An 18,680-nucleotide genomic window follows, 5' to 3' on the forward strand; every position below is an offset into this window, starting at 1 on the left:
TGGGTTCTGGGACAGAGAAGGCACCATATATCACTCTTCGATTAATCGAGATTCGCTCAAAGAAAACTTGGTATTCTTACGCGACGTTTTCGGGGGTAGCTTCCCCCGAAAACGTCGCTTATCTAACTAGTGTAGTCGATCCACTAATTTTGCCTCCTTATGTAGTAGCCGATCTATAGAACCCATTTGAGATCTTCTCAGGAGAAATCGATGGACAGATATTGGTGAGATTTATGCCGAGACTAAATTCTAGTCAAGCAACTTACAACTACAATCTAGAGTAGAGTGAATGCCGCTCCAAGCTTCACACACGCCATCCATACGCGGGGGAGTTTGAGGGGCGGCGTTCCGCCTCTCAACGGGCAGGGCTGATCCATCCACCAGAGAAAAACCGCTCTAACCCTTTTCTGTCGTTAAGTCTCGATCGAATGTAGATGGAAGTTAAACGAAACAATTGGGTTTTAGCATTATTCTTTTTCCAATAGATCAGCCCTGCTCTCAACGGGGGGTCTGGGGGTCGGTACCCCCAGATCCGGGTTCTGCCCACACTAGGAAAATCGCCACCCCCAAGTTCTCTTCGTATACCGATTAGCTTCTCAATAGAAGATCTCAAATGGGTTCTATATCTGAAAGTAGTAGAGTCGATCGAAATAGCTATACGGTGATAGCTCTTGGCTCTGGCAATGGGAGCATCCCACTTTTTATTTAGCGATCGCAAATTAATCCGTTGAGGTAGGCACAGCGATAAGCTAGAACTTGAGGAATATTTTCAGATTTCCACTGTGCCCCAGAGATTTGAGATCGTCGATCGATCTGTTTAATCGTAGACTCAACTGAGCCAGAACCGATCGCCCAAACTTGTTTAGCTTGTAAATAGTAATAATTAACAATTCGGTGACGATGTTTTTCTAAATAAGCACAGAAATTTTTAGCTTGGTCGAGTTTTACCATCCAAAAGAAGTAATGGGTTATCTTCACTGCTGTTAATGAAGTCCGCTTTCGATCGATCGCTAGAACATTAGCGGAAGCTCAGGATGTTCCAGCTTGGTTTGTAGATTTAGAATATATTAATTGGCATGGTACATATAAAGACTTATCATTTATGCCCCAAGGAACGATCGCTAGACTATCTCGATCTAATTAGATACACATCTAATTAGATCGAGATAGTCTAGTGGTGACTTACCAGCCCCAGCTACCAGGGGTACCCTTAAATGGGCCGACAATATTTTTAGTCACCCAACCACCGTAGAACTCGCCTGGCTGCGGTGTCACGAGTTCGCCGTCTACATAGCAAGCGTCCATGAATTGGGCGTAGAAGGCTAAGTAATTGGCGATCGATCGAAAGTTTTCAGTCGGTGTGGGATAAGCCCACGCTGCATTTTCGCGGCGTTTATCCTTGACGATGACGTGGTAGTAGAGAGCATTTCCTTTCCATTCACAAAAAGAGCCGCGCGTAGTCGCTTGCAAGTACTGCATCTGAATATCTGCGGGTGGCAAATAATAAACGGGCGGGTGACTGGTTTCGAGGACGCGATAACCCGCAGTGGTATCGGCGATAGTTTCGCCATTGAAGACGATCTGAATTCGTTTATCGACTTTTTCTAGGCGTGGGGGGCGTGGATAGTCCCAGACTGATTCTTGCCCTGATTGCGGTGGAATACGTTGAGGAGGCATAAAGTTAGTCAAGATCGGCGAGTAGGGATGCGAATAATGGATCGTCTGGATTGACCCTAACACAACGACACCAGTGTACCAAATCGAGGTTTAATTCACGAGCGAGTTGCTGGAGCCGTTCGATCGATTTGTCATTGGCGGATATATTTGAATCTTGACCGATCGCAATTACCTGGACTTTGCTATCTGGAGCCACTCCGTATACCGAAAAGTCATCATTCAATTGAAATGAGTAACCATTGGCAATTTGTGACTGTGAACCATGATAAGTAATGCCTGTAGATTTGGCAGACACTTTCAGAATATTTGCGAGATGGGTTAAAGCAATATTACTGACGATCGGGATTGCTGGTTTTTTCCGAAGATGAATCGATCGCCAGCCATCGCCAGCAGTAGCGGTTTCATGAATTAGTTGAATTTTGGCGATCTCTTTATCAACTTTATCAGCTAGCTGATGAGAAACTAATTCAAATTGCCGCCAATCATCTTCAGCGATCGTTAATTCACTACCTGAAAGCGATCGATTATTTACTTCTGGAACTACCGCACAGATCGATGGCAAACTGTAGAGAATATCGTCAGGATTGACTCGATCGACACGACTAATCCATAAGATCAGGTGCTTGGATTTTGTATATTGGGCGCGAGTTTTTGGTCGCGCATTGAGCACGTTCCAGTCTGCGCCGCTGAGGTTGATGATTGTGTCTCGTTCAAATAAATCTGGCAGATCGTTGGCTGGAATTTGAGTCACACCCAGCGACTCATCAGTAGTATCATCAATGAATGTGACTTCGATATTTAAGCTGAATGATGTCATGATTTTGCAAATAAATCGAGATAACTATCAATATTTATCCCATCAACCGTTTGAATTGTTCGTATACCTCATCGTCATTACGTTTACCAACGAGAAGGATTTCGACTAGATCTTCTTCAGGGATAAAACGGTAGATAATCCGATACTCGCCACTGTCTACTCGGTAAAAATCTGGATACCCTTTGAGATGTTCGCTGTCAGCGGGACGGGGATCGATATTTAGAGCCAGAACCTTTTTGGCAATTTGGTTAGAGATTTTTGGAGCCAACCCACGCAAAAATTCCAGCATGGTACCCAAACCATCAAGCTTCGCCATTAGCTATTTTCGTCAGCGCATTGGTAAATACTTCGGTTCCCACCATCTCTGCTTTAGATACTTCTGTGGCTTTTTGACCCCAAACAGCGTCTTCCAATTCAGTCAGCTTATCAATCAATTTTGTGTAAGCTGTGGCTGACAGTAGAACGTGGCTGGGACGAGATTGTTTTGTAAGTAGTACTGGCTCTGTGGCTGCTCGATCGAAGATTTCACCGTGGCGGTTGCGTGCCTCTGATAGGGTGTAGGTGTGCATATGGGAGACTTTATCTATATGTACATTTTAGCGCAATTGTCTATTAACAATCGAAACAGTAGGTTTTGCCGCAGCAGTAATTGTCTGTGTGGTATTGGGAAGACGTACTCAAATCAAAGCAGCCTAAACATCTGAGATCGGATCTCTTGCTCACCCTCAAATAGATCGAGATACTGACTCATCATACTGCTGCTGCAACTGTGCTGGAATACGGATCGGCTTTTTAGTTTCTAGGTTGATGAAGATGCCTGTTTGCTGGGCGATGGCAGATATTTTACCTGCGATCGCAATTTCCGCACTCACAATCCAACGTAATGATGCTAAGGATTCTACCCACATTTTGCCGATCGGTCGATCGGTCATTTGAAGTGCTTGTTTATAATCAATTTTGGTTTGTAATATCAGCGGTGCGATTCCATTTTGAAGTAGTTCTTCTAGTGGCAAAAACCGACTCAGCATTTCTAGCCGCAGATCTTCGAGCCAGCGGACATACACAATATTGTTGACAATCCCCGCAAAGTCAATATCATAAGTTCTCACAGGTAGGTATAATTCTACCTCTAATGGTTTAAGCTGCTCGATTTGGCTCATAAGTAAGTTTTAGATTGCAAGTTAAAATTAACCTTACCAGAAATAACTTGTAAAATGCAATTAAGTACCTTAAATTTCGCTCGCCACTCCAGTCAATTTTGATAAAATGACACCACCCAGACGTTCCCCTTGCCCTGTTTCCTGTACTTTAGACCTCATCGGCGATCGCTGGACGCTACTCATAATTCGCGACATGATGTTTTTTGACAAGCAGCGATTTGAAGAGTTTTTGGATTCGCCAGAGGGAATCTCCACGAATATCCTCGCCAATCGGCTCAAGTTGCTAGAGGAGTTGGGTTTAGTCGAAAAACAGCCCTACAGCAACCATTCTCGCCGGATGAATTATCAATTGACTGAAGAGGGTAAAAGTCTGCGTCCGGTATTAAAAGTGATGGCGGCTTGGGGTTTAAAGCATTTGGATGGCACGAGATTACCATTATTACCAACGAGCGAGCGTGGTTGAAAAGCGCATCGATTGGGTTTGATATTTTGCCAAGCGGAGCATCTACTATGCAGAATCAAGCCAACTTAAATCTAGATAATTAATCCGAATGTTGGGATTGAGTGCGGCTAATACTTGTTTGCCATAGATCCGGCGATCGATCCGATTATCAAAAATTGCGACAACACCATGAGACGATCGAATCGGGGCGATCGCGCGATGCAAAATTCTCAAACCAGTTGGTAATAAATATAGCCGAAACCAGTCCTGTTTCTGTTGTTTGTAAAAGCTTACTTTAGCCGCAACTAAAGGATCTTCGAGTGAAGGGATCGGTAAGGTAGCAATAATCATCAATTCTGGTGTCGGCAGATCGTCTTGATGTTGTTGCCAAAATTCCCACCCACAGACGAGGATATTTGCCTCGGTAAGGTCGGCTCGATCGACTTGGACTCTAGTGCCCCATTCGGCGGCGAGAATAGCCGCTAGTTGAGCTTTGAGCGGGGTATCCTGGATTAAAATTACGACAAATTTGGGACGATCGTTAATCAGGTTTAATAAATGTTTGATTTCGCTAACTAATACTGGCTGAAATTTGCTAGTATTGGGCATCGGCATCCAGCGCGGGATGTATAGTTTGAATAGATCGGTTTGTCGATTGAGTGGAAATTTAACTGAAGTCATTTCACCTAGCCCTAGTTCTTGACGATAACCGATCGCTTTGGTGTTTAAGTCTACCGAACTGGTAATTAATATCGATGGCTGACGCTCCCAAATGGGGGTAAGTTCGGCAACTAAATCTGTTGGAGCGATCGCTAGCGTAAATGTACCACGAGTTCGATTTATTTCGGCTAAGAGTAATCGATCTTTTTTAGATAAATCTAGATAAAAACGCTGCCAATTAGCTGGTAGTTCGGAACTAAGTAGTTTGCTCAATGAATCGATAATTAATCGATCGCTCTCATCTAATAGATAGCAATTATACGGATCGATCGGACGTTTCCATAACGCCGCCATCAAGCTAATTTTGATGTCGATAATTTTATCCCAAACATTTGCTGGCTGACTCAGCCGGAGACTATCCCAATCTTGCGGATTCAGCCTGAAAGTTAGTAATTCTTGTGCCCAATTGTTCAATTCATCCGCACCATCGATCGCGATCGGATTAGTTACTACTGAGACGTTAGGATCTAATTGTAGACTCAACCAAGATTGAGGATCTGTTATCCACAAGCCGTTAAATCCAGGCGGTGGAGAGTCTCCACAATAGACTGGCTTAGATGTGCCCAACCATTGCTGGAGTTGAGGTAATTCTGTCTCAATTAATCGAGCTTGAAAAGCTTGAGGAATGGCGATAGTGACAGATTCATGCCAGAGCAGCGCGGGAATCAGATAACTGAGCCGATACTTGCCCTCCAATCGATGAGTAGCGATCCCCGTCTGAATCAGTAACGATTTGGATGTGCGGAAGGCGCGGGCGACTAATCGAGCCATCGTCAAATGATGATTCCAATCAACAATCGCTGGTTGATTTCGCAACAGATCGCGGAAGATAATATGAGTGGTGACTTCGATCGGTTGAGACATGAATGATAATGGTGTACCGATCCTGGAGAAAATCGCGATCCGATCGGAGATTATTTATCGATCTTAAACTGTTTATTCAATACTTCGCCAATAATCCCTAGCTTTGGCTCCTTTCGCGAATTTTTTGTTACTACAAACTGAACATTGCGATTTTGACGCATCCAGAGCTACGATAGGGATACCGAGCTTAAATTTTTATTAAAATATCGGTAGTAATTTCTATGTACATTGTGGACTACAGTCCATCTGCTTTAATAAAGTAACCATCTTCTCTAGAATCTGACGAGCTAGTCTCCCAGGAAGGAGGAGGCTAGGAGGTTTTATGCTAAATCGAGAAGGTTCGATCGAATTGTCTGAAATCACCGACTTGAATCAACTCAAGTTGGAACTAAATCATTTACCAGCGGTAGATGTTGGTGATTATATTAGTGAATTGCCTAGAGAGCGTCGCGCGATCGCTTTTCGGTTATTGTCAAAGGGTTGTGCCATCGATGTATTTGAATATCTCCCCACCGAGATTCAAGAAGAGTTGATCGAGGCACTCCACGCTACTCAAGTTTCCCAGATTATCGAAGCCATGCGTCCCGACGATCGCGTGGCATTATTTGACGAGTTACCAGCAGGGGTAGTAAAAAGATTATTAACCCAACTCAGTCCCGAAGAACGTGCGGCGACCGCGACGATTATCGGCTATCCTGAAGATACTGCTGGACGGGTGATGACGACCGAATACGTGCGGCTGCGTCAGGGTTTGACAGTCGGCGAAGCTTTGACAAAAATCAAACAAAGCGATCGCGATAAAGAGACAGTCTACTACGCCTATATCACTGACGATAGCCGCAAGCTGATGCAGGTAGTATCGTTGCGGCAATTGGTATTTACGTTGCCGGATGCCTTAATTAAGGATATCGCGAGCGATCGAGTAATCAAAGCATATACCGAAACATCCCAAGAAGATGTCGCTAGGCAAATGCAGCGGTATGACTTGATCGCCGTGCCTGTAGTCGATCGCGAGGATCGATTGGTTGGTATCATCACGATCGATGATGTCATCGATATCTTGGAAGAAGAAGCCACCGAAGATATCCAAAAACTTGCTGGGGTGGGTAGTGGTGAAGATTCTTCCCTATCCCCCCCTTGGACTAAATTGCAAAATCGGCTGCCGTGGTTGCTAGGAATTATGGCATTATATATCGGTGCATCTAGTTCGATCGCCCCCTTCCAAGACACGATCGCTAAAGTGCCAGTACTCGCCGTGATCATGCCACTATTTTCCAATACTGGTGGCGCAGTTGGTACCCAAGCTTTAACCGTTACGATCCGTTCCCTCGGTGTCGGTGAAGTCACCCCTGGCGATACACTCGAAATTCTCGGCAAAGAGGTATTAGCAGGGCTAGGAACAGCGATCGGACTCGGTTTGACCATGATCCTGCTGGCACTGATTTGGACACCGCCCAGCGAACGCTGGGTGGCAGTAGTAGCAGGTATTGTAATGGCAACGAATTCGGTGATTGCCGTGACACTGGGGACGTTGCTACCGATGGGATTCAAACTACTCAATCTAGATCCAGCTCTAATTAGTGGGCCGTTAGTGACGACATTATTAGATACGATCGGGTTTATTCTCTTTCTGTCTTTAATTACGATCGGTAGTAATGTTTTGCACCTGTAGACGATCGAGGTAGGGCGTTCGCCAAGCGTACCGGAGGTAATCGGATTTGGTGATATCGTATAATACCGATAGAATTGAGGTTTACTTATGAGTACCTTACTAGAACAAATTTTGGCAGATATCACTCGACTAGATCCAGCAGAACAATTAGAAGTTGTTGCTAGCGTCATTGCCAGATTGCAGCAACAACCAGATCCATCGCCAACAAATAAATTAAGTCGTCAAGATTTGTTTGGTTGTCTGCGGGGAAAAGTTAGGATGGCAGCAGATTTTGACGATCCTTTGAGTGATTTTGCCGAGTATATGTAAATGAGATTACTGCTAGATCCACATGTCTTAATTTGGCTGGTAGAAAGAAGTGAAAATCTGATCGACGCTGCAAAACAGGCAATTGAAGCTGATGACAATAGCTTATATCTTAGTATTGCCAGTCTTTGGGAAATAACCATTAAAATGGGTTTGGGCAAGCTCGATTTAGACATTGCACTCGATCGAGTAATCAATGATTACGTTGTACCTAGTGGCATGGAGATTCTACCGATTCATCTCAATCATTTATCAGTGCTGAGGGATTTACCATTGCACCACAGAGATCCTTTCGACAGATTGCTTATTTCTCAAGCGCAAGCAGAAGGTTTGACAGTAGTATCTAGAGATCGATTGTTTTGTAATTATCCAGTCCAAATCCTCTGGTAGTAGTTCTGCGTTCCCGAGCTTGAATTACCTTTTGCGCCTAAAGACAACGTACAAATTAAGACCCTACTCTCATGACTTGGACGCGCAGACATGTTTTATCCCTAGCAGACTTTACCCCAGCGGAGTATGATACAGTCCTTCAGACAGCCACTAGCTTTAAAGAAGTATTGTCTCGCCCTGTCAAGAAAGTACCGACACTCCAAGGGCGCGTAGTTGCCAATCTATTTTTTGAATCCTCCACGCGTACCCGTAGTAGCTTTGAATTAGCCGCCAAAAGACTTTCCGCTGATACGCTCAATTTTGCAGCGGCGACATCTTCACTCACCAAAGGCGAAACTATTCTCGATACTGCCAAAACCTATCTGGCGATGGGTGCCGATTTAATGGTAATTCGTCATAAACAAGCCGGAGTTCCCCACGCGATCGCCACGGCACTAGATACAATGGGGATGAAAGTTGGGATCTTGAATGCTGGCGACGGACAGCACGAACATCCTTCTCAGGCATTATTAGACTTACTGACAATTTGTGCGACGATCGATCCGATCGATCCGCGTTTATCATTACTCAAAGACAAGAAAATCGCGATCGTTGGGGATATTTTACATTCACGGGTAGCTCGATCGAATATCTGGAGTCTCACAGCCAGCGGTGCTCAAGTCCATCTAGTCGCCCCACCAACACTACTCCCCGCTGAATTTGCCGACTATTGCCAAGAGCCACGCACAGGCATCGACAAATCCAATTTATTCATCCATTGGCAACTCGAACCTGCTTTACAAGCTGCTGATTTTGTGATGACATTGCGGCTACAACAAGAGCGGATGACCGACCATTTATTACCTAGCTTGCGCGAGTACCATCAACATTATGGAATTACGCGAGAACGCTTGAAATTATGCCATTCAGATGTCAAAATTCTCCATCCTGGGCCGACAAATCGCGGTGTAGAAATCACCTCAGATCTGATGGACGATCCAGATTTGAGTTTGATTTCCGAACAGGTAAACAATGGTGTCGCGATTCGGATGGCATTACTTTATTTGATGGGTAATACTAAGGATAATAAGTGAATCTCGATCGTCGAATATTGACTCTCTTGCGATTACTTCGTTTGTTTTGTATATTTAAGATATGTACCGTCATGTGATGGGTAAATATCAAAATTATGGCATCGATCGCAAATTATGACCCCAGTATCCCGACGGAGGCTGAGATAAAGCTATCAGCGGAAAGTAGCCGCACCTTGTCAACTTATCTCAGCCCTGGGAAAACTACTCAAACATTTAGAGTGACAGCCGCAGATGGTAGCGAACAAGAAGTAGTCATTCCCGCAACCGCTCTTCATCTACTAGTTGATATCCTGACTCATATCGCCGCTGGGGATGCCATTACACTCAACCCCATCCATGCGGAACTTACTACTCAAGAAGCTGCAAATTTACTCAATGTCTCTCATCCTTATCTCATCAAGTTGCTAGAAAATGGCGATATTTCCGATCGGCAGGTGGGTAAACATCGGCGAGTTCTGTACACCGATCTGGTAGCATACAAGCAGCAAAGCGATCGGCGACAGTCAGCAGCTCTTGACGAACTCGTAACACAGGCTCAGGAATTAGAAATGGGATATTAGAACACCTAATGGAATCTAATTTTACGGTGATTTATGATGCCTGTATCTTATATCCCGCACCTTTACGAGACTTGTTGATGCAACTGGCTCTGACAGGATTGTTTCAGGCACGTTGGACAGATAAAATTCATGATGAATGGACGCGAAATGTGCTCAAAAATCGTCCCGATCTAACTGTGGCGCAACTAAATCGCACGAGAGCAATGATGAATGCTGCTGTTGAGGATGCTCTGGTGTTTGAGTATGAATATATCATCCCTAGTTTGGAGTTACCAGATACTGACGATCGACACGTTCTAGCCGCAGCAATTGTCGCTAAAGCGAACTATATCATTACCTTTAACCTAAAAGATTTTCCTGCCTCAATTTTGGAAAAGTATGAAGTTGAAGCACAGCATCCAGATCGATTTATTAGCGATCTCATCGAGGCTAACTCTTCTGCTGTATTGGCTAGTGCTAAAGCTTGTTGTCAGCGATTGAAGAATCCACCAAAATCGGCTGAAGAATATCTAGAAATATTACTTAAACAAGGATTGTCAATCTCAACTAATATGCTGCGTCAGTTCGGCTATTGTTAGTGCTCATCAGAATATTTAAACTAAATCATGTTCGAGATTTCTAAAAACATTAGTATTCCAATTAGTGAAATCGATATTAGTGCCATTCGATCGCAAGGTGCGGGCGGTCAAAATGTCAATAAAGTAGCCACTGCAATTCATTTGCGATTCGATATTGTCGCATCGTCATTACCCGATCGATACAAGGAGCGGCTGATCCAATTGCGAGATCGACGGATTACTACTGAAGGTGTAGTTGTGATCAAATCTCAGGAACACCGCAGCCAAGAGCGCAATCGGGCGGAAGCTTTTGACAGGTTGCGATCGTTAATTTTGAGCGTCGCAGTAGTCGTACTACCTCGGAAGCTGAGAACGCCCAGCCAAGGACAAAATCGGCGAAGATTGGAGGAAAAGAAACGGCGATCGCAGATGAAGGCATTACGAAAGATCGTGGACTAGATAAATGGTAAATAAATGGATATTCAAACAATTGAAGCGCGGTGGTTTTACATAGGGATTCTACCAGATGAGATCTTGAAATGGTTTAATACATTGGGTGAGCCACTAGCAGCACCCGATTCTCGCGCTGATTTTTATCTTCAATCTAATTCTCCTGAGATCGGTTTGAAAATCCGTCAAGGTAATCTAGAAGTCAAACATCGTCAGCAGCAATTAGGGACGTTCGATCTCGATAAATTTGGCTCTACTCAGGTAGAGCAGTGGACAAAGTGGATTTGTAACGATCCAGCACGCCCGCCAGAAGTTGGGAAACAAGGTTGGATTCAAGTTGATAAAGTTCGTTACCAACGATTTTATCAAGTAAAGTTTGAGGAGCCGATCGAACTAACATCGATTACCACACCCCAAAAAAATGCCGCAGCCATCGAAATAACTCAATTACACCTGCGACAACCTTGGTGGACGATCGCCTGTGAATATTTAGGTGATAATATAAGTATCGATCGACAGTTTTTGCCATTGGTGCGATCGCTGCTTTACAGCTATCCATGCTTGACATCTACACCGATGATTTCTAGTGGATACCCCCAATGGCTAACGATCGCTACTAAAAACTTCAGTAATTTCACGGAGTAAGAACTAAATCTTCAGTTGTATTATCAAAAGCATTAGTATTTAATCTTCAGCTTTAAACTTTAAATTTGTATGACTGGTGCTGCGATCGCGATTTCTTTAGGGTGTTGTCTATTGTTTTTCGCATGGCTTCAACGCCATCAACTTCCCAGAGCTAAACGAATTAATGCCAACCGCAAGATTCAACCACAACACCCTCAGCTAGAACGTAAATTATTAAAACTACTAGGTGGCGATCGAAATACAGCCAATCGCCTGATTTTACAATCTCGCCGCAGATATCCAGATAAATCTGCCGACTGGCATTGGGAGAAAGCGATCTACGATCTAGAACGCGATCGATGGAGATAGTAGCTTGGAAGTAGGGAATAGTAACTAGTAAGCAACTAATTACTATTCACAAACTATCTACGACACATGGAATATATACCTGGAATGATATCTTATTTTATTGGGGGATATATTGCGTGTGTGAGTCGAGTATTTATCTGGACAATTGCATCGCATTGGACAAAGATCTGGGTTGCAGATGCCAGTCAGGGAGATAGCCAGATTTTGGCACTGACGTTTGTAATTACGTTATTTCTGGTATTTGGGATTTCGGTGTTTGTGTGGTCGATCGCCAACCATATCAACTACAAGTTTACCGAAAAAGGTTTCCCTGCCACTGCTTCGGCTGGGATGGCAATTGCACTTGCCGTCGGGCAAAATGAGTGGTTGACTGAAGTTGCTGCAAAAATGACTTATGCGAGTTAGGTGTTAGGTATTAGGTTCTACAGCGATCTACATGAGCTTAACCCCTACCCTCTACCCTCTACCCTCTAAATACTAGTATTTTTGTTTTTATACAAGATGTGAGATAGGCAAAGGTTGCGCTAGGATAAGATGTGCATCACTTTGACTAAATTATGGCGAGAGTGCCAATCCTCACTTACGATCGCGGAACATTACTTTTGCATCCACCACCAAAGGGTAGGGGCTGGATGGAGTATGCGACGTGGGACGATCGCGTTGAGAAGTTTCGGATTCCAGGGATTAATTATCGCGAAATCATCGAGGTGCTCCAGCAAGAGAATACCGATTTCATCGATAAGGCGAAAGCTTTTGGATCGCTCGAATTGAACTCCCAACTCAGCCTCGAACCCTATCCCCATCAAGCAGCGGCTCTACTAGCTTGGAAACAAGCTGGAAGGCAAGGTGTAGTCGTGTTGCCGACTGGAGCAGGTAAAACTCTAGTCGCCCAGCTTGCGATGGCTGCTACCCCCCGCAGCACGTTGATTCTGGTACCGACGATCGATTTGATGCACCAGTGGTATGCCCAGTTATTGACGGCTTTTCCAGGGACAGAAATTGGTTTGCTCGGTGGTGGTTCTCGCGATCGATCGCCGATTTTAATTTCTACTTATGATAGTGCGGCGATTCAAATCGAATCGTTGGGTGATTTATATGGTTTATTGATCTGTGATGAGTGCCATCATTTACCGACGGATTTTTATCGGGTAGTTGCTGAATACTCGATCGCACCTTATCGACTGGGATTGAGTGCTACACCCGAACGTAGCGACGGTAGGCATCAAGATCTAGACACATTAATCGGGAAGGAAGTCTATCGTCAAACAGCCGCAGATCTAGCGGGTTCGGCTCTAGCTCCCTATCGAGTCGAGCAGATCAAAGTTAAATTAAGTGATGAAGAACTCAGTCGTTATCATAAACTAATTGAAGAACGCGATATTTTCTTGCGTAGTCAGAAGATCTCCTTTGGGAGTATTGATGGCTGGCAAAAGTTTATTAGAGCAAGCTGTCGATCGACTGAAGGTAGACGGGCGATGTTAGCTCATCGCGAAGCCAAGGAAATCACACTATCAACTAATGGTAAGTTGCGAATTTTAGCAGAGATCCTAGAGCGACACTATCCCGAAGCCACCTTAATTTTTACCAGTGATAATGCTACTGTTTACCGCATCGCTCAAAGCTTATTAATTCCCGCGATTACCCACCATACCCCAGTCAAAGAACGCCATCAAATTTTGACACACTTCCGTGAAGGTACTTATAATGTATTGGTTGCATCTCAAGTATTAAATGAAGGTGTCGATGTACCTGCGGCGAGTATTGCGGTGATTTTATCTGGTACTGCTTCCCCACGGGAATATATCCAAAGATTGGGACGAATTTTACGCAAGGGAAAAGCTGATAAGCAAGCAGTATTATATGAGGTAATTAGTGAAGGTACCAGTGAAGAGCGCGTTTCCGCCAGACGGCGCGGGGAGATGGCAGAAAATAATAAACCAGAGGTAGCGAAAGTAATTCAGTTACCAATTAGATATGGACAATCTGTCGATCGATCGCGCAAAGCCGCAGAAGCAGATCCCGATCCATCACATTTAGATCCCGACGGGAAGTTAAAGTATTAACAATTATCTTTACCAAAGATCTTCCACCATCCACCATTCACCATTCACCATCCACCATCCACCATGAGCAAACAAATAATCAAAACCGATCTCGCACCCGCACCAGTAGGGCCATACAATCAAGCGATCGTCGCAACTGGTAGGATGTTATTTATATCGGGACAAATCGCGATCGATCCAGCAACCAATCAACTAGTTCATGATGGAGATGTTGCCAAGCAAACCGAGCAGGTGATGGCAAATCTAGCGGCGATTTTAACAGAAGCTGGCGCAACTTTTGAAGATATTGTCAAAACGGGTGTCTTCCTCAAAGATATGAATGATTTTGCGACGGTGAATGAAGTTTACTCGCGGTACTTTGATGAATCAACTGCTCCGGCGCGGGCTTGTGTAGAAGTCGCTCGTTTACCAAAGGATGTATTAGTCGAGATTGATTGTATTGCCGCGATCGGATAATCTATTGTTAGCGATCGCTGTACAGGGTAAATGCCTAAATATTCTCTAGTCATTCCAATTTATAATGAAGAAAGTACGATTCCCGCACTGTATCAGCGGGTAAGCGCGGTGATGGATCGATTGGATGATACCTCAGAATTGATTTTGATTAATGATGGTAGCCAAGATCGTACTTTAGAATTATTGCGAGAATTACACGATCGAGACGATCGAGTAGTATATCTCAGCTTGGCACGTAATTTCGGTCATCAAATCGCCGTCACTGCTGGCTTAAATTACGTCCGAGGTAAAGCAATTATCGTCTTGGATGCAGATCTACAAGATCCACCAGAATTAATTCCCGATCTGTTGGCATTGTGGAAACAAGGATATCATGTCGTCTATGCTCAACGCACCAAAAGAGTGCGGGAAGGCTGGTTTAAACGTCTCTGTGCCTATGCTTTCTACCGCATCCTTAAACAACTCGCCAATGTGGATATTCCCACGGATACAGGCGATTTTTGCTTGATGGATCGACAGGTGGTGGACTTACTCAATCAAATGCCCGAACGCAATCGTTACCTGCGAGGTTTGCGTTCGTGGGTGGGTTTCAATCAAATTGCTTTCAAATTCGAGCGCGATTCACGATTTGCTGGAGAAGTAAAATATACTTTTGCAAAAAGCTTTGCGCTAGCAATTAATGGGTTAGTTTCTTTCTCAAGTATTCCGTTGCGATTGTCTACTTATTTAGGTTTATTCTCAGCAGTTGTCGCGATATTCATGGCATTGTTAGTTCTTTACTGGCGGATTTTTATCCCTCATTCTACGCTGACTGGCTTCGCCACGATCGCGATCGCTATTTTCTTTTTAGGTGCGGTGCAATTAATTAGTATTGGAATTTTGGGTGAATATATCGGGCGCATCTATGAGGAAGTCAAAAATAGACCTTTGTATACGCTTTCAGAAGTAGGACGTAAATTAGTCGATAGCTCAGAGGGTATCTGAAAAGTCAATTGTCCTATTTACTGCTCCTAGAATATCCCCCTAACCACCCTTAAAAAGCTACCGCGTACCGACAAGTCTATTTGAGTTGTTGCGTGGATCTTTACCCCACTCCAGCCCTCCCCTTATAAAGGGGAGGGAGTAATAAACCCCCTTTATAAGGCTACCGTATATACACAAGTCTGGATAAAAGCGAAAACCCTAAAAATCCCCCTTAAAAAGGGGGACTAAGATCCGGATCTTAGCCCCCTTTTTAAGGGGGTTTGGGGGATTTAGATCTAGAAACGAAGTCCAGCCGACTTGTGTATATACGGTAGCTTTATAAGGGGGGATTGGGGGGGTAGAGCAACATCGAAAGCGAAATCTAGCCGACTTGTCGGTACGCGGTAGCTTAAAAAAGGGGGAACCGATCGATAGTAGAAATAAGCCGCAGCAGATGCTCGATCGATGTAAATGCTATGCTCTGCTGATACAGAGCCTAGAGATTGAAATCGATGGTGGCGACGAACGGAGCAAATATCCTTAACCCGTTGGCGTAGCCTCTGCTAGGAGACACTCACGTTAGTCTAGATAAACTTTCTCTGTGGCGATCGTTTGCAACATTTTTGAGATTGAGATCGCAATCTAGATCTGATACGATCGATTAGTCCAATTATATTGGACTAATCGATCGTACCAATAGTTCCATCTATTGTGAGTAAAAAATGCACATTCCCACCTTCACATTACTTATTGTTGAAGACTTTGCAATACAGAGAGAGCTATGTCGACAGACTCTGAGCATAGACTCCTGCTGTGTTTATCACCTATTGGAAGCGGAATCTGTCGCGGCGGGGCTGGCATTGTGTCGATCGAGCATAATTGATGCGATCCTACTCGATTATGCGCTGCCGGATGGGGATGGGCTGGCGTTTCTAGCAGCACTAGAGACTCAAAGTAATGGCAGTAGTCCACCTGTGGTGATGTTGACGGGCATGGGCGACGAAAGAATTGCGGTCAGAGCCATGAAGCTGGGAGCAGAAGATTATTTAGTCAAGTGCGACCTGACACCGCAACTATTGCAATCGACGATCCGAAGTGCAATTGAAAATACTCGCCTCCGGCTGCAATTGCAGCAGTCTCAAGAGCGGCTGCAAGCCAAGAATCAGCAGATTACGACGATTTGGGAAAGCATGACCGATGCGTATATCACGCTCGATCGCGAATGGCGGATCGTCTATACCAATCCAACGGCAACTGAACTAGTGCGGCAACTAGTCGGTCTTGCACCTGAAGAATTTCTAGGTAAAACCCATTGGGAGGCTTTTCCGTGGTCGGTCGGGAATATCGTCGAGCAGGAATATCGCCGCGCTGTGACCGATCGAGTAACAGTGCATTTTGAGGTATTGTATGAGCCAACTAGCACTTGGTTCGAGATTCATGCTTATCCGTCGGAGATCGGCTTAGGGATTTATTTTAGGGATATTAACGAACGCAAGCGGAATGAAGCAGAACGGATTCAAGCCGAACGAGAGCGCGATCGATTCTTCGATCTGTCGCTCAATCTACTGGTAATTGCTAATTTTGATGGTTATTTTGTGCGCTTAAATCCAGCTTGGGAGCAGACTTTGGGCTTCACTGCCGCCGAACTTATGGCACAGCCCTATCTAGACTTCGTACATCCCGACGATCTGGAGAGCACACTGGCTGCTGCCACAGGGTTGAATACGGGTGAAATGGTAATTAGCTTTGAGAATCGCTATCGCTGCAAAGATGGCTCTTATCGCTGGCTGTTATGGAGTGCGATGCCGGATGTCGAGCACAACTTATCGTACGCCAACGGGCGTGATATCACCAATCGCAAACGCCAAGAAGCCGCATTACTTCAGAGCGGACGGAAGTTTAGTGCCATTTTCAACCAGACTTTCCAGTTAATGGGATTAGTCAGTGTCGATGGGGTGTTGCTAGAGGTCAATCAAGCAGCCTTAGATTCGATCGCGGCTACAGAGTCCGAAATCGTTGGTAAAAGCTTCTGGGACGCTCCCTGGTGGCATACAGAGCAACTTCAGCAGCAACTCAGGGACGCGATCGCCACTGCCGCCAGCGGTGAATTTGTCCGCTACGAAGTAGAATTTCCCAATCCCAGTGGCGGGGTAACGATTACCGACTTTTCGCTCAAACCGATGTTTGATGAGGTCGGACAAGTTGAATCGATTGTGGCAGAAGCCCACGACATCACCGATCGCAAACAGGCTCAAGCCGATTTAGAACAGCGCAATCAAGAGCTAGATAGCTTTGTCTACGTTGTCTCTCACGATCTCAAAGCACCCCTCCGAGGTATTGCCAATCTCTCCAAATGGATCGAAGAAGACTTGGAAGGATCGCTCAGTGTCGCCAATCAACAGCAAATGGCACTGTTACGCAGCCGAGTATACAAGATGCAAGCCACGATCGATGGCTTGCTCGACTATGCCCGCCTCGGCATCGCTGATGCGGGCGTAGTCGAGTCAGTCTCAATTGCCACACTGCTGGCTGAAGTCATCGATTCGATCGCCCCACCGCCGACATTTACGATCTCTCTACCGCCCGAACTGCCGACGTTATCGACTCGGCGACTACCCTTGTTTCAGGTATTCGCCAATCTCATCGGTAATGGCATCAAACATCACGATCGAGTAGATGGCTCGATCCAGATTTCGATCGCGAAGCGCGCCACCAAGGCGGTCGAGGATCGGGGTGACTGCTATGAATTCGCGGTGTCTGATGATGGCCCAGGGATTGCTCCAGAGCATCACGATCGGATGTTTAAGATCTTCCAAGCCGTGAATCCGCAAAATCGATCGGACAGTACGGGGATCGGGTTGGCTATTGTCAAAAAAATTGTCGAAGCTGAAGGTGGTACGATTTGGCTAGAGTCCGAACTTGGCAAGGGTACGACATTTTACTTTACCTGGCTCCAGCGTTAGCGTAGCCGGAATATCGATCGCATCCTATTTACCAAAGAACAGAAGCTATGGCTTCGGGGTTGAAGTCCTCCACCTATTAGGTAGATTGTTGGCGGCGGCGGCGTTTAGATCCCCCAAGCGTTACCAACCCAATTATCAATTATCAATTAATCATCGCCTAAAGTGATTCGCCATTCGTGCAGTTTGTAGGAAACACAATGGTTTTGGATTAGCGGATCGGCTGCGACGATTTGCTCGGCTTCAGCGAGAGAATCAGCTTGAAATAACATCATTCCGCCGCCATATTCTCCCCAGTATCCAGTTTTGGCTTGATGCCCTCGATCGATCAAATCTTGGACATAGGCTTTGTGTGCGGGGATATATCGATCGAATTCCGGCTTGGGAACTATTCCAGTTTCAATTTTGACAAACCACATGTTTGATAATTGATAATTGATAATTGATAATTGATAATTGATAATTGATAATTGATAATTGATAATTGATAATTGATAATTGATAATTGATAATTGATAATTGATAATTGATAATTGATAATTGATAATTGATAATTG

22 protein-coding genes and 1 pseudogene are annotated in these 18,680 nt (G+C 44.8%); 15 read left to right on the top strand and 8 right to left on the bottom strand.

Going from position 1 to position 18,680, the window contains the following annotated elements; all coding sequences use genetic code 11:
• Window positions 1–705 precede the first annotated feature (705 nt).
• From ACEW9J_RS22410 to ACEW9J_RS22435, 6 genes and pseudogenes are all read right to left on the bottom strand, one after another.
• Window positions 706–936 (bottom strand): annotated as a pseudogene (locus ACEW9J_RS22410) (ISKra4 family transposase); the annotation flags it as partial.
• 246 nt (window positions 937–1,182) lie between these two features.
• Entirely contained in the window at window positions 1,183–1,677 is a 495-nt protein-coding gene (locus ACEW9J_RS22415) for a DUF427 domain-containing protein (protein WP_373547293.1), read from the bottom strand.
• A 4-nt stretch (window positions 1,678–1,681) separates the two neighbouring features.
• A complete protein-coding gene (locus tag ACEW9J_RS22420; protein ID WP_373547294.1) occupies window positions 1,682–2,494 on the bottom strand; it encodes a hypothetical protein in 813 nt (270 codons plus the stop codon).
• Between the two features lie 34 nt (window positions 2,495–2,528).
• Window positions 2,529–2,810, bottom strand: a complete 282-nt coding sequence (locus ACEW9J_RS22425) for a type II toxin-antitoxin system RelE/ParE family toxin (protein WP_373547295.1) — start codon at window positions 2,808–2,810, stop codon at window positions 2,529–2,531.
• Window positions 2,797–3,063 carry a type II toxin-antitoxin system Phd/YefM family antitoxin gene (locus ACEW9J_RS22430; RefSeq protein WP_373547296.1) on the bottom strand — a complete coding sequence of 89 codons (267 nt, stop codon included), beginning with the start codon at window positions 3,061–3,063 and terminating at the stop codon, window positions 2,797–2,799. Before ACEW9J_RS22430 ends, ACEW9J_RS22425 begins: the two co-directional genes overlap by 14 nt.
• Window positions 3,064–3,219: 156 nt before the next feature.
• Window positions 3,220–3,654 carry an acyl-CoA thioesterase gene (locus ACEW9J_RS22435; protein ID WP_373547297.1) on the bottom strand — a complete coding sequence of 145 codons (435 nt, stop codon included), beginning with the start codon at window positions 3,652–3,654 and terminating at the stop codon, window positions 3,220–3,222.
• A 106-nt stretch (window positions 3,655–3,760) separates the two neighbouring features.
• Here ACEW9J_RS22435 and ACEW9J_RS22440 point away from each other — a divergent pair, with 106 nt between their 5' ends.
• Window positions 3,761–4,117: a winged helix-turn-helix transcriptional regulator gene (locus ACEW9J_RS22440; protein ID WP_373547298.1), complete on the top strand. Its 357-nt coding sequence runs from the start codon at window positions 3,761–3,763 to the stop codon at window positions 4,115–4,117.
• Window positions 4,118–4,162: 45 nt separating this feature from the next.
• Here the strand turns inward: ACEW9J_RS22440 and ACEW9J_RS22445 are convergent, their stop codons facing one another.
• Entirely contained in the window at window positions 4,163–5,680 is a 1,518-nt protein-coding gene (locus tag ACEW9J_RS22445; RefSeq protein ID WP_373547299.1) for a helicase C-terminal domain-containing protein, read from the bottom strand.
• 322 nt (window positions 5,681–6,002) lie between these two features.
• Between ACEW9J_RS22445 and mgtE the strand changes: the two genes are divergently transcribed.
• The 14 genes from mgtE (at window position 6,003) to ACEW9J_RS22515 (ending at window position 18,126) form a co-directional block, all read left to right on the top strand.
• The gene (gene mgtE / locus ACEW9J_RS22450) at window positions 6,003–7,352 is read left to right on the top strand and encodes a magnesium transporter (RefSeq protein WP_373547300.1); all 1,350 of its coding nucleotides are present in this window, start codon (window positions 6,003–6,005) and stop codon (window positions 7,350–7,352) included.
• 87 nt (window positions 7,353–7,439) lie between these two features.
• Entirely contained in the window at window positions 7,440–7,661 is a 222-nt protein-coding gene (locus ACEW9J_RS22455) for a DUF2281 domain-containing protein (protein WP_373547301.1), read from the top strand.
• On the top strand, window positions 7,662–8,048 hold the full coding sequence (locus ACEW9J_RS22460; RefSeq protein ID WP_373547302.1) for a type II toxin-antitoxin system VapC family toxin: 387 nt from the start codon (window positions 7,662–7,664) through the stop codon (window positions 8,046–8,048).
• Between the two features lie 71 nt (window positions 8,049–8,119).
• Entirely contained in the window at window positions 8,120–9,121 is a 1,002-nt protein-coding gene (locus ACEW9J_RS22465) for an aspartate carbamoyltransferase catalytic subunit (RefSeq protein ID WP_373547303.1), read from the top strand.
• Window positions 9,122–9,216: 95 nt separating this feature from the next.
• On the top strand, window positions 9,217–9,681 hold the full coding sequence (locus tag ACEW9J_RS22470; protein ID WP_373547304.1) for an excisionase family DNA-binding protein: 465 nt from the start codon (window positions 9,217–9,219) through the stop codon (window positions 9,679–9,681).
• An 8-nt stretch (window positions 9,682–9,689) separates the two neighbouring features.
• Window positions 9,690–10,259 (top strand): PIN domain-containing protein, encoded by a 570-nt coding sequence (locus ACEW9J_RS22475; protein WP_373547305.1) that lies wholly within the window; start codon window positions 9,690–9,692, stop codon window positions 10,257–10,259.
• A 27-nt stretch (window positions 10,260–10,286) separates the two neighbouring features.
• A complete protein-coding gene (gene arfB / locus ACEW9J_RS22480; RefSeq protein WP_373547306.1) occupies window positions 10,287–10,697 on the top strand; it encodes an alternative ribosome rescue aminoacyl-tRNA hydrolase ArfB in 411 nt (136 codons plus the stop codon).
• A 15-nt stretch (window positions 10,698–10,712) separates the two neighbouring features.
• Window positions 10,713–11,333, top strand: coding sequence for a hypothetical protein (locus ACEW9J_RS22485; protein WP_373547307.1), 621 nt, complete (start codon window positions 10,713–10,715; stop codon window positions 11,331–11,333).
• Window positions 11,334–11,402: 69 nt separating this feature from the next.
• The gene (locus ACEW9J_RS22490; protein ID WP_373547308.1) at window positions 11,403–11,681 is read left to right on the top strand and encodes a hypothetical protein; all 279 of its coding nucleotides are present in this window, start codon (window positions 11,403–11,405) and stop codon (window positions 11,679–11,681) included.
• 66 nt (window positions 11,682–11,747) lie between these two features.
• Window positions 11,748–12,086 carry a hypothetical protein gene (locus tag ACEW9J_RS22495; protein WP_373547309.1) on the top strand — a complete coding sequence of 113 codons (339 nt, stop codon included), beginning with the start codon at window positions 11,748–11,750 and terminating at the stop codon, window positions 12,084–12,086.
• A 152-nt stretch (window positions 12,087–12,238) separates the two neighbouring features.
• Complete coding sequence (locus ACEW9J_RS22500; RefSeq protein ID WP_373547310.1) at window positions 12,239–13,744, top strand: DEAD/DEAH box helicase; 1,506 nt, start codon at window positions 12,239–12,241, stop codon at window positions 13,742–13,744.
• A 63-nt stretch (window positions 13,745–13,807) separates the two neighbouring features.
• Window positions 13,808–14,200 carry a RidA family protein gene (locus ACEW9J_RS22505; RefSeq protein WP_373547311.1) on the top strand — a complete coding sequence of 131 codons (393 nt, stop codon included), beginning with the start codon at window positions 13,808–13,810 and terminating at the stop codon, window positions 14,198–14,200.
• A 30-nt stretch (window positions 14,201–14,230) separates the two neighbouring features.
• Window positions 14,231–15,184: a glycosyltransferase family 2 protein gene (locus ACEW9J_RS22510; RefSeq protein WP_373547312.1), complete on the top strand. Its 954-nt coding sequence runs from the start codon at window positions 14,231–14,233 to the stop codon at window positions 15,182–15,184.
• 701 nt (window positions 15,185–15,885) lie between these two features.
• Window positions 15,886–18,126: a PAS domain S-box protein gene (locus ACEW9J_RS22515; protein ID WP_373547313.1), complete on the top strand. Its 2,241-nt coding sequence runs from the start codon at window positions 15,886–15,888 to the stop codon at window positions 18,124–18,126.
• 146 nt (window positions 18,127–18,272) lie between these two features.
• Here the strand turns inward: ACEW9J_RS22515 and ACEW9J_RS22520 are convergent, their stop codons facing one another.
• Window positions 18,273–18,542: a YciI family protein gene (locus ACEW9J_RS22520; protein WP_373547314.1), complete on the bottom strand. Its 270-nt coding sequence runs from the start codon at window positions 18,540–18,542 to the stop codon at window positions 18,273–18,275.
• Window positions 18,543–18,680 lie beyond the last annotated feature (138 nt).

Source organism: Chamaesiphon sp. (genome assembly GCF_041737865.1).
In the GTDB taxonomy this organism is placed as follows: Bacteria; Cyanobacteriota; Cyanobacteriia; order Cyanobacteriales; family Chamaesiphonaceae; genus Chamaesiphon.

Coding starts and splice junctions, on each gene's coding strand:
- ACEW9J_RS22415 (WP_373547293.1), bottom strand. CDS start 1,677: ATGCCTCCTCAACGTATTCCACCGCAATCAGGGCAAGAATCAGTCTGG.
- ACEW9J_RS22420 (WP_373547294.1), bottom strand. CDS start 2,494: ATGACATCATTCAGCTTAAATATCGAAGTCACATTCATTGATGATACT.
- ACEW9J_RS22425 (WP_373547295.1), bottom strand. CDS start 2,810: ATGGCGAAGCTTGATGGTTTGGGTACCATGCTGGAATTTTTGCGTGGG.
- ACEW9J_RS22430 (WP_373547296.1), bottom strand. CDS start 3,063: ATGCACACCTACACCCTATCAGAGGCACGCAACCGCCACGGTGAAATC.
- ACEW9J_RS22435 (WP_373547297.1), bottom strand. CDS start 3,654: ATGAGCCAAATCGAGCAGCTTAAACCATTAGAGGTAGAATTATACCTA.
- ACEW9J_RS22440 (WP_373547298.1), top strand. CDS start 3,761: ATGACACCACCCAGACGTTCCCCTTGCCCTGTTTCCTGTACTTTAGAC.
- ACEW9J_RS22445 (WP_373547299.1), bottom strand. CDS start 5,680: ATGTCTCAACCGATCGAAGTCACCACTCATATTATCTTCCGCGATCTG.
- mgtE (WP_373547300.1), top strand. CDS start 6,003: ATGCTAAATCGAGAAGGTTCGATCGAATTGTCTGAAATCACCGACTTG.
- ACEW9J_RS22455 (WP_373547301.1), top strand. CDS start 7,440: ATGAGTACCTTACTAGAACAAATTTTGGCAGATATCACTCGACTAGAT.
- ACEW9J_RS22460 (WP_373547302.1), top strand. CDS start 7,662: ATGAGATTACTGCTAGATCCACATGTCTTAATTTGGCTGGTAGAAAGA.
- ACEW9J_RS22465 (WP_373547303.1), top strand. CDS start 8,120: ATGACTTGGACGCGCAGACATGTTTTATCCCTAGCAGACTTTACCCCA.
- ACEW9J_RS22470 (WP_373547304.1), top strand. CDS start 9,217: ATGGCATCGATCGCAAATTATGACCCCAGTATCCCGACGGAGGCTGAG.
- ACEW9J_RS22475 (WP_373547305.1), top strand. CDS start 9,690: ATGGAATCTAATTTTACGGTGATTTATGATGCCTGTATCTTATATCCC.
- arfB (WP_373547306.1), top strand. CDS start 10,287: ATGTTCGAGATTTCTAAAAACATTAGTATTCCAATTAGTGAAATCGAT.
- ACEW9J_RS22485 (WP_373547307.1), top strand. CDS start 10,713: ATGGATATTCAAACAATTGAAGCGCGGTGGTTTTACATAGGGATTCTA.
- ACEW9J_RS22490 (WP_373547308.1), top strand. CDS start 11,403: ATGACTGGTGCTGCGATCGCGATTTCTTTAGGGTGTTGTCTATTGTTT.
- ACEW9J_RS22495 (WP_373547309.1), top strand. CDS start 11,748: ATGGAATATATACCTGGAATGATATCTTATTTTATTGGGGGATATATT.
- ACEW9J_RS22500 (WP_373547310.1), top strand. CDS start 12,239: ATGGCGAGAGTGCCAATCCTCACTTACGATCGCGGAACATTACTTTTG.
- ACEW9J_RS22505 (WP_373547311.1), top strand. CDS start 13,808: ATGAGCAAACAAATAATCAAAACCGATCTCGCACCCGCACCAGTAGGG.
- ACEW9J_RS22510 (WP_373547312.1), top strand. CDS start 14,231: ATGCCTAAATATTCTCTAGTCATTCCAATTTATAATGAAGAAAGTACG.
- ACEW9J_RS22515 (WP_373547313.1), top strand. CDS start 15,886: ATGCACATTCCCACCTTCACATTACTTATTGTTGAAGACTTTGCAATA.
- ACEW9J_RS22520 (WP_373547314.1), bottom strand. CDS start 18,542: ATGTGGTTTGTCAAAATTGAAACTGGAATAGTTCCCAAGCCGGAATTC.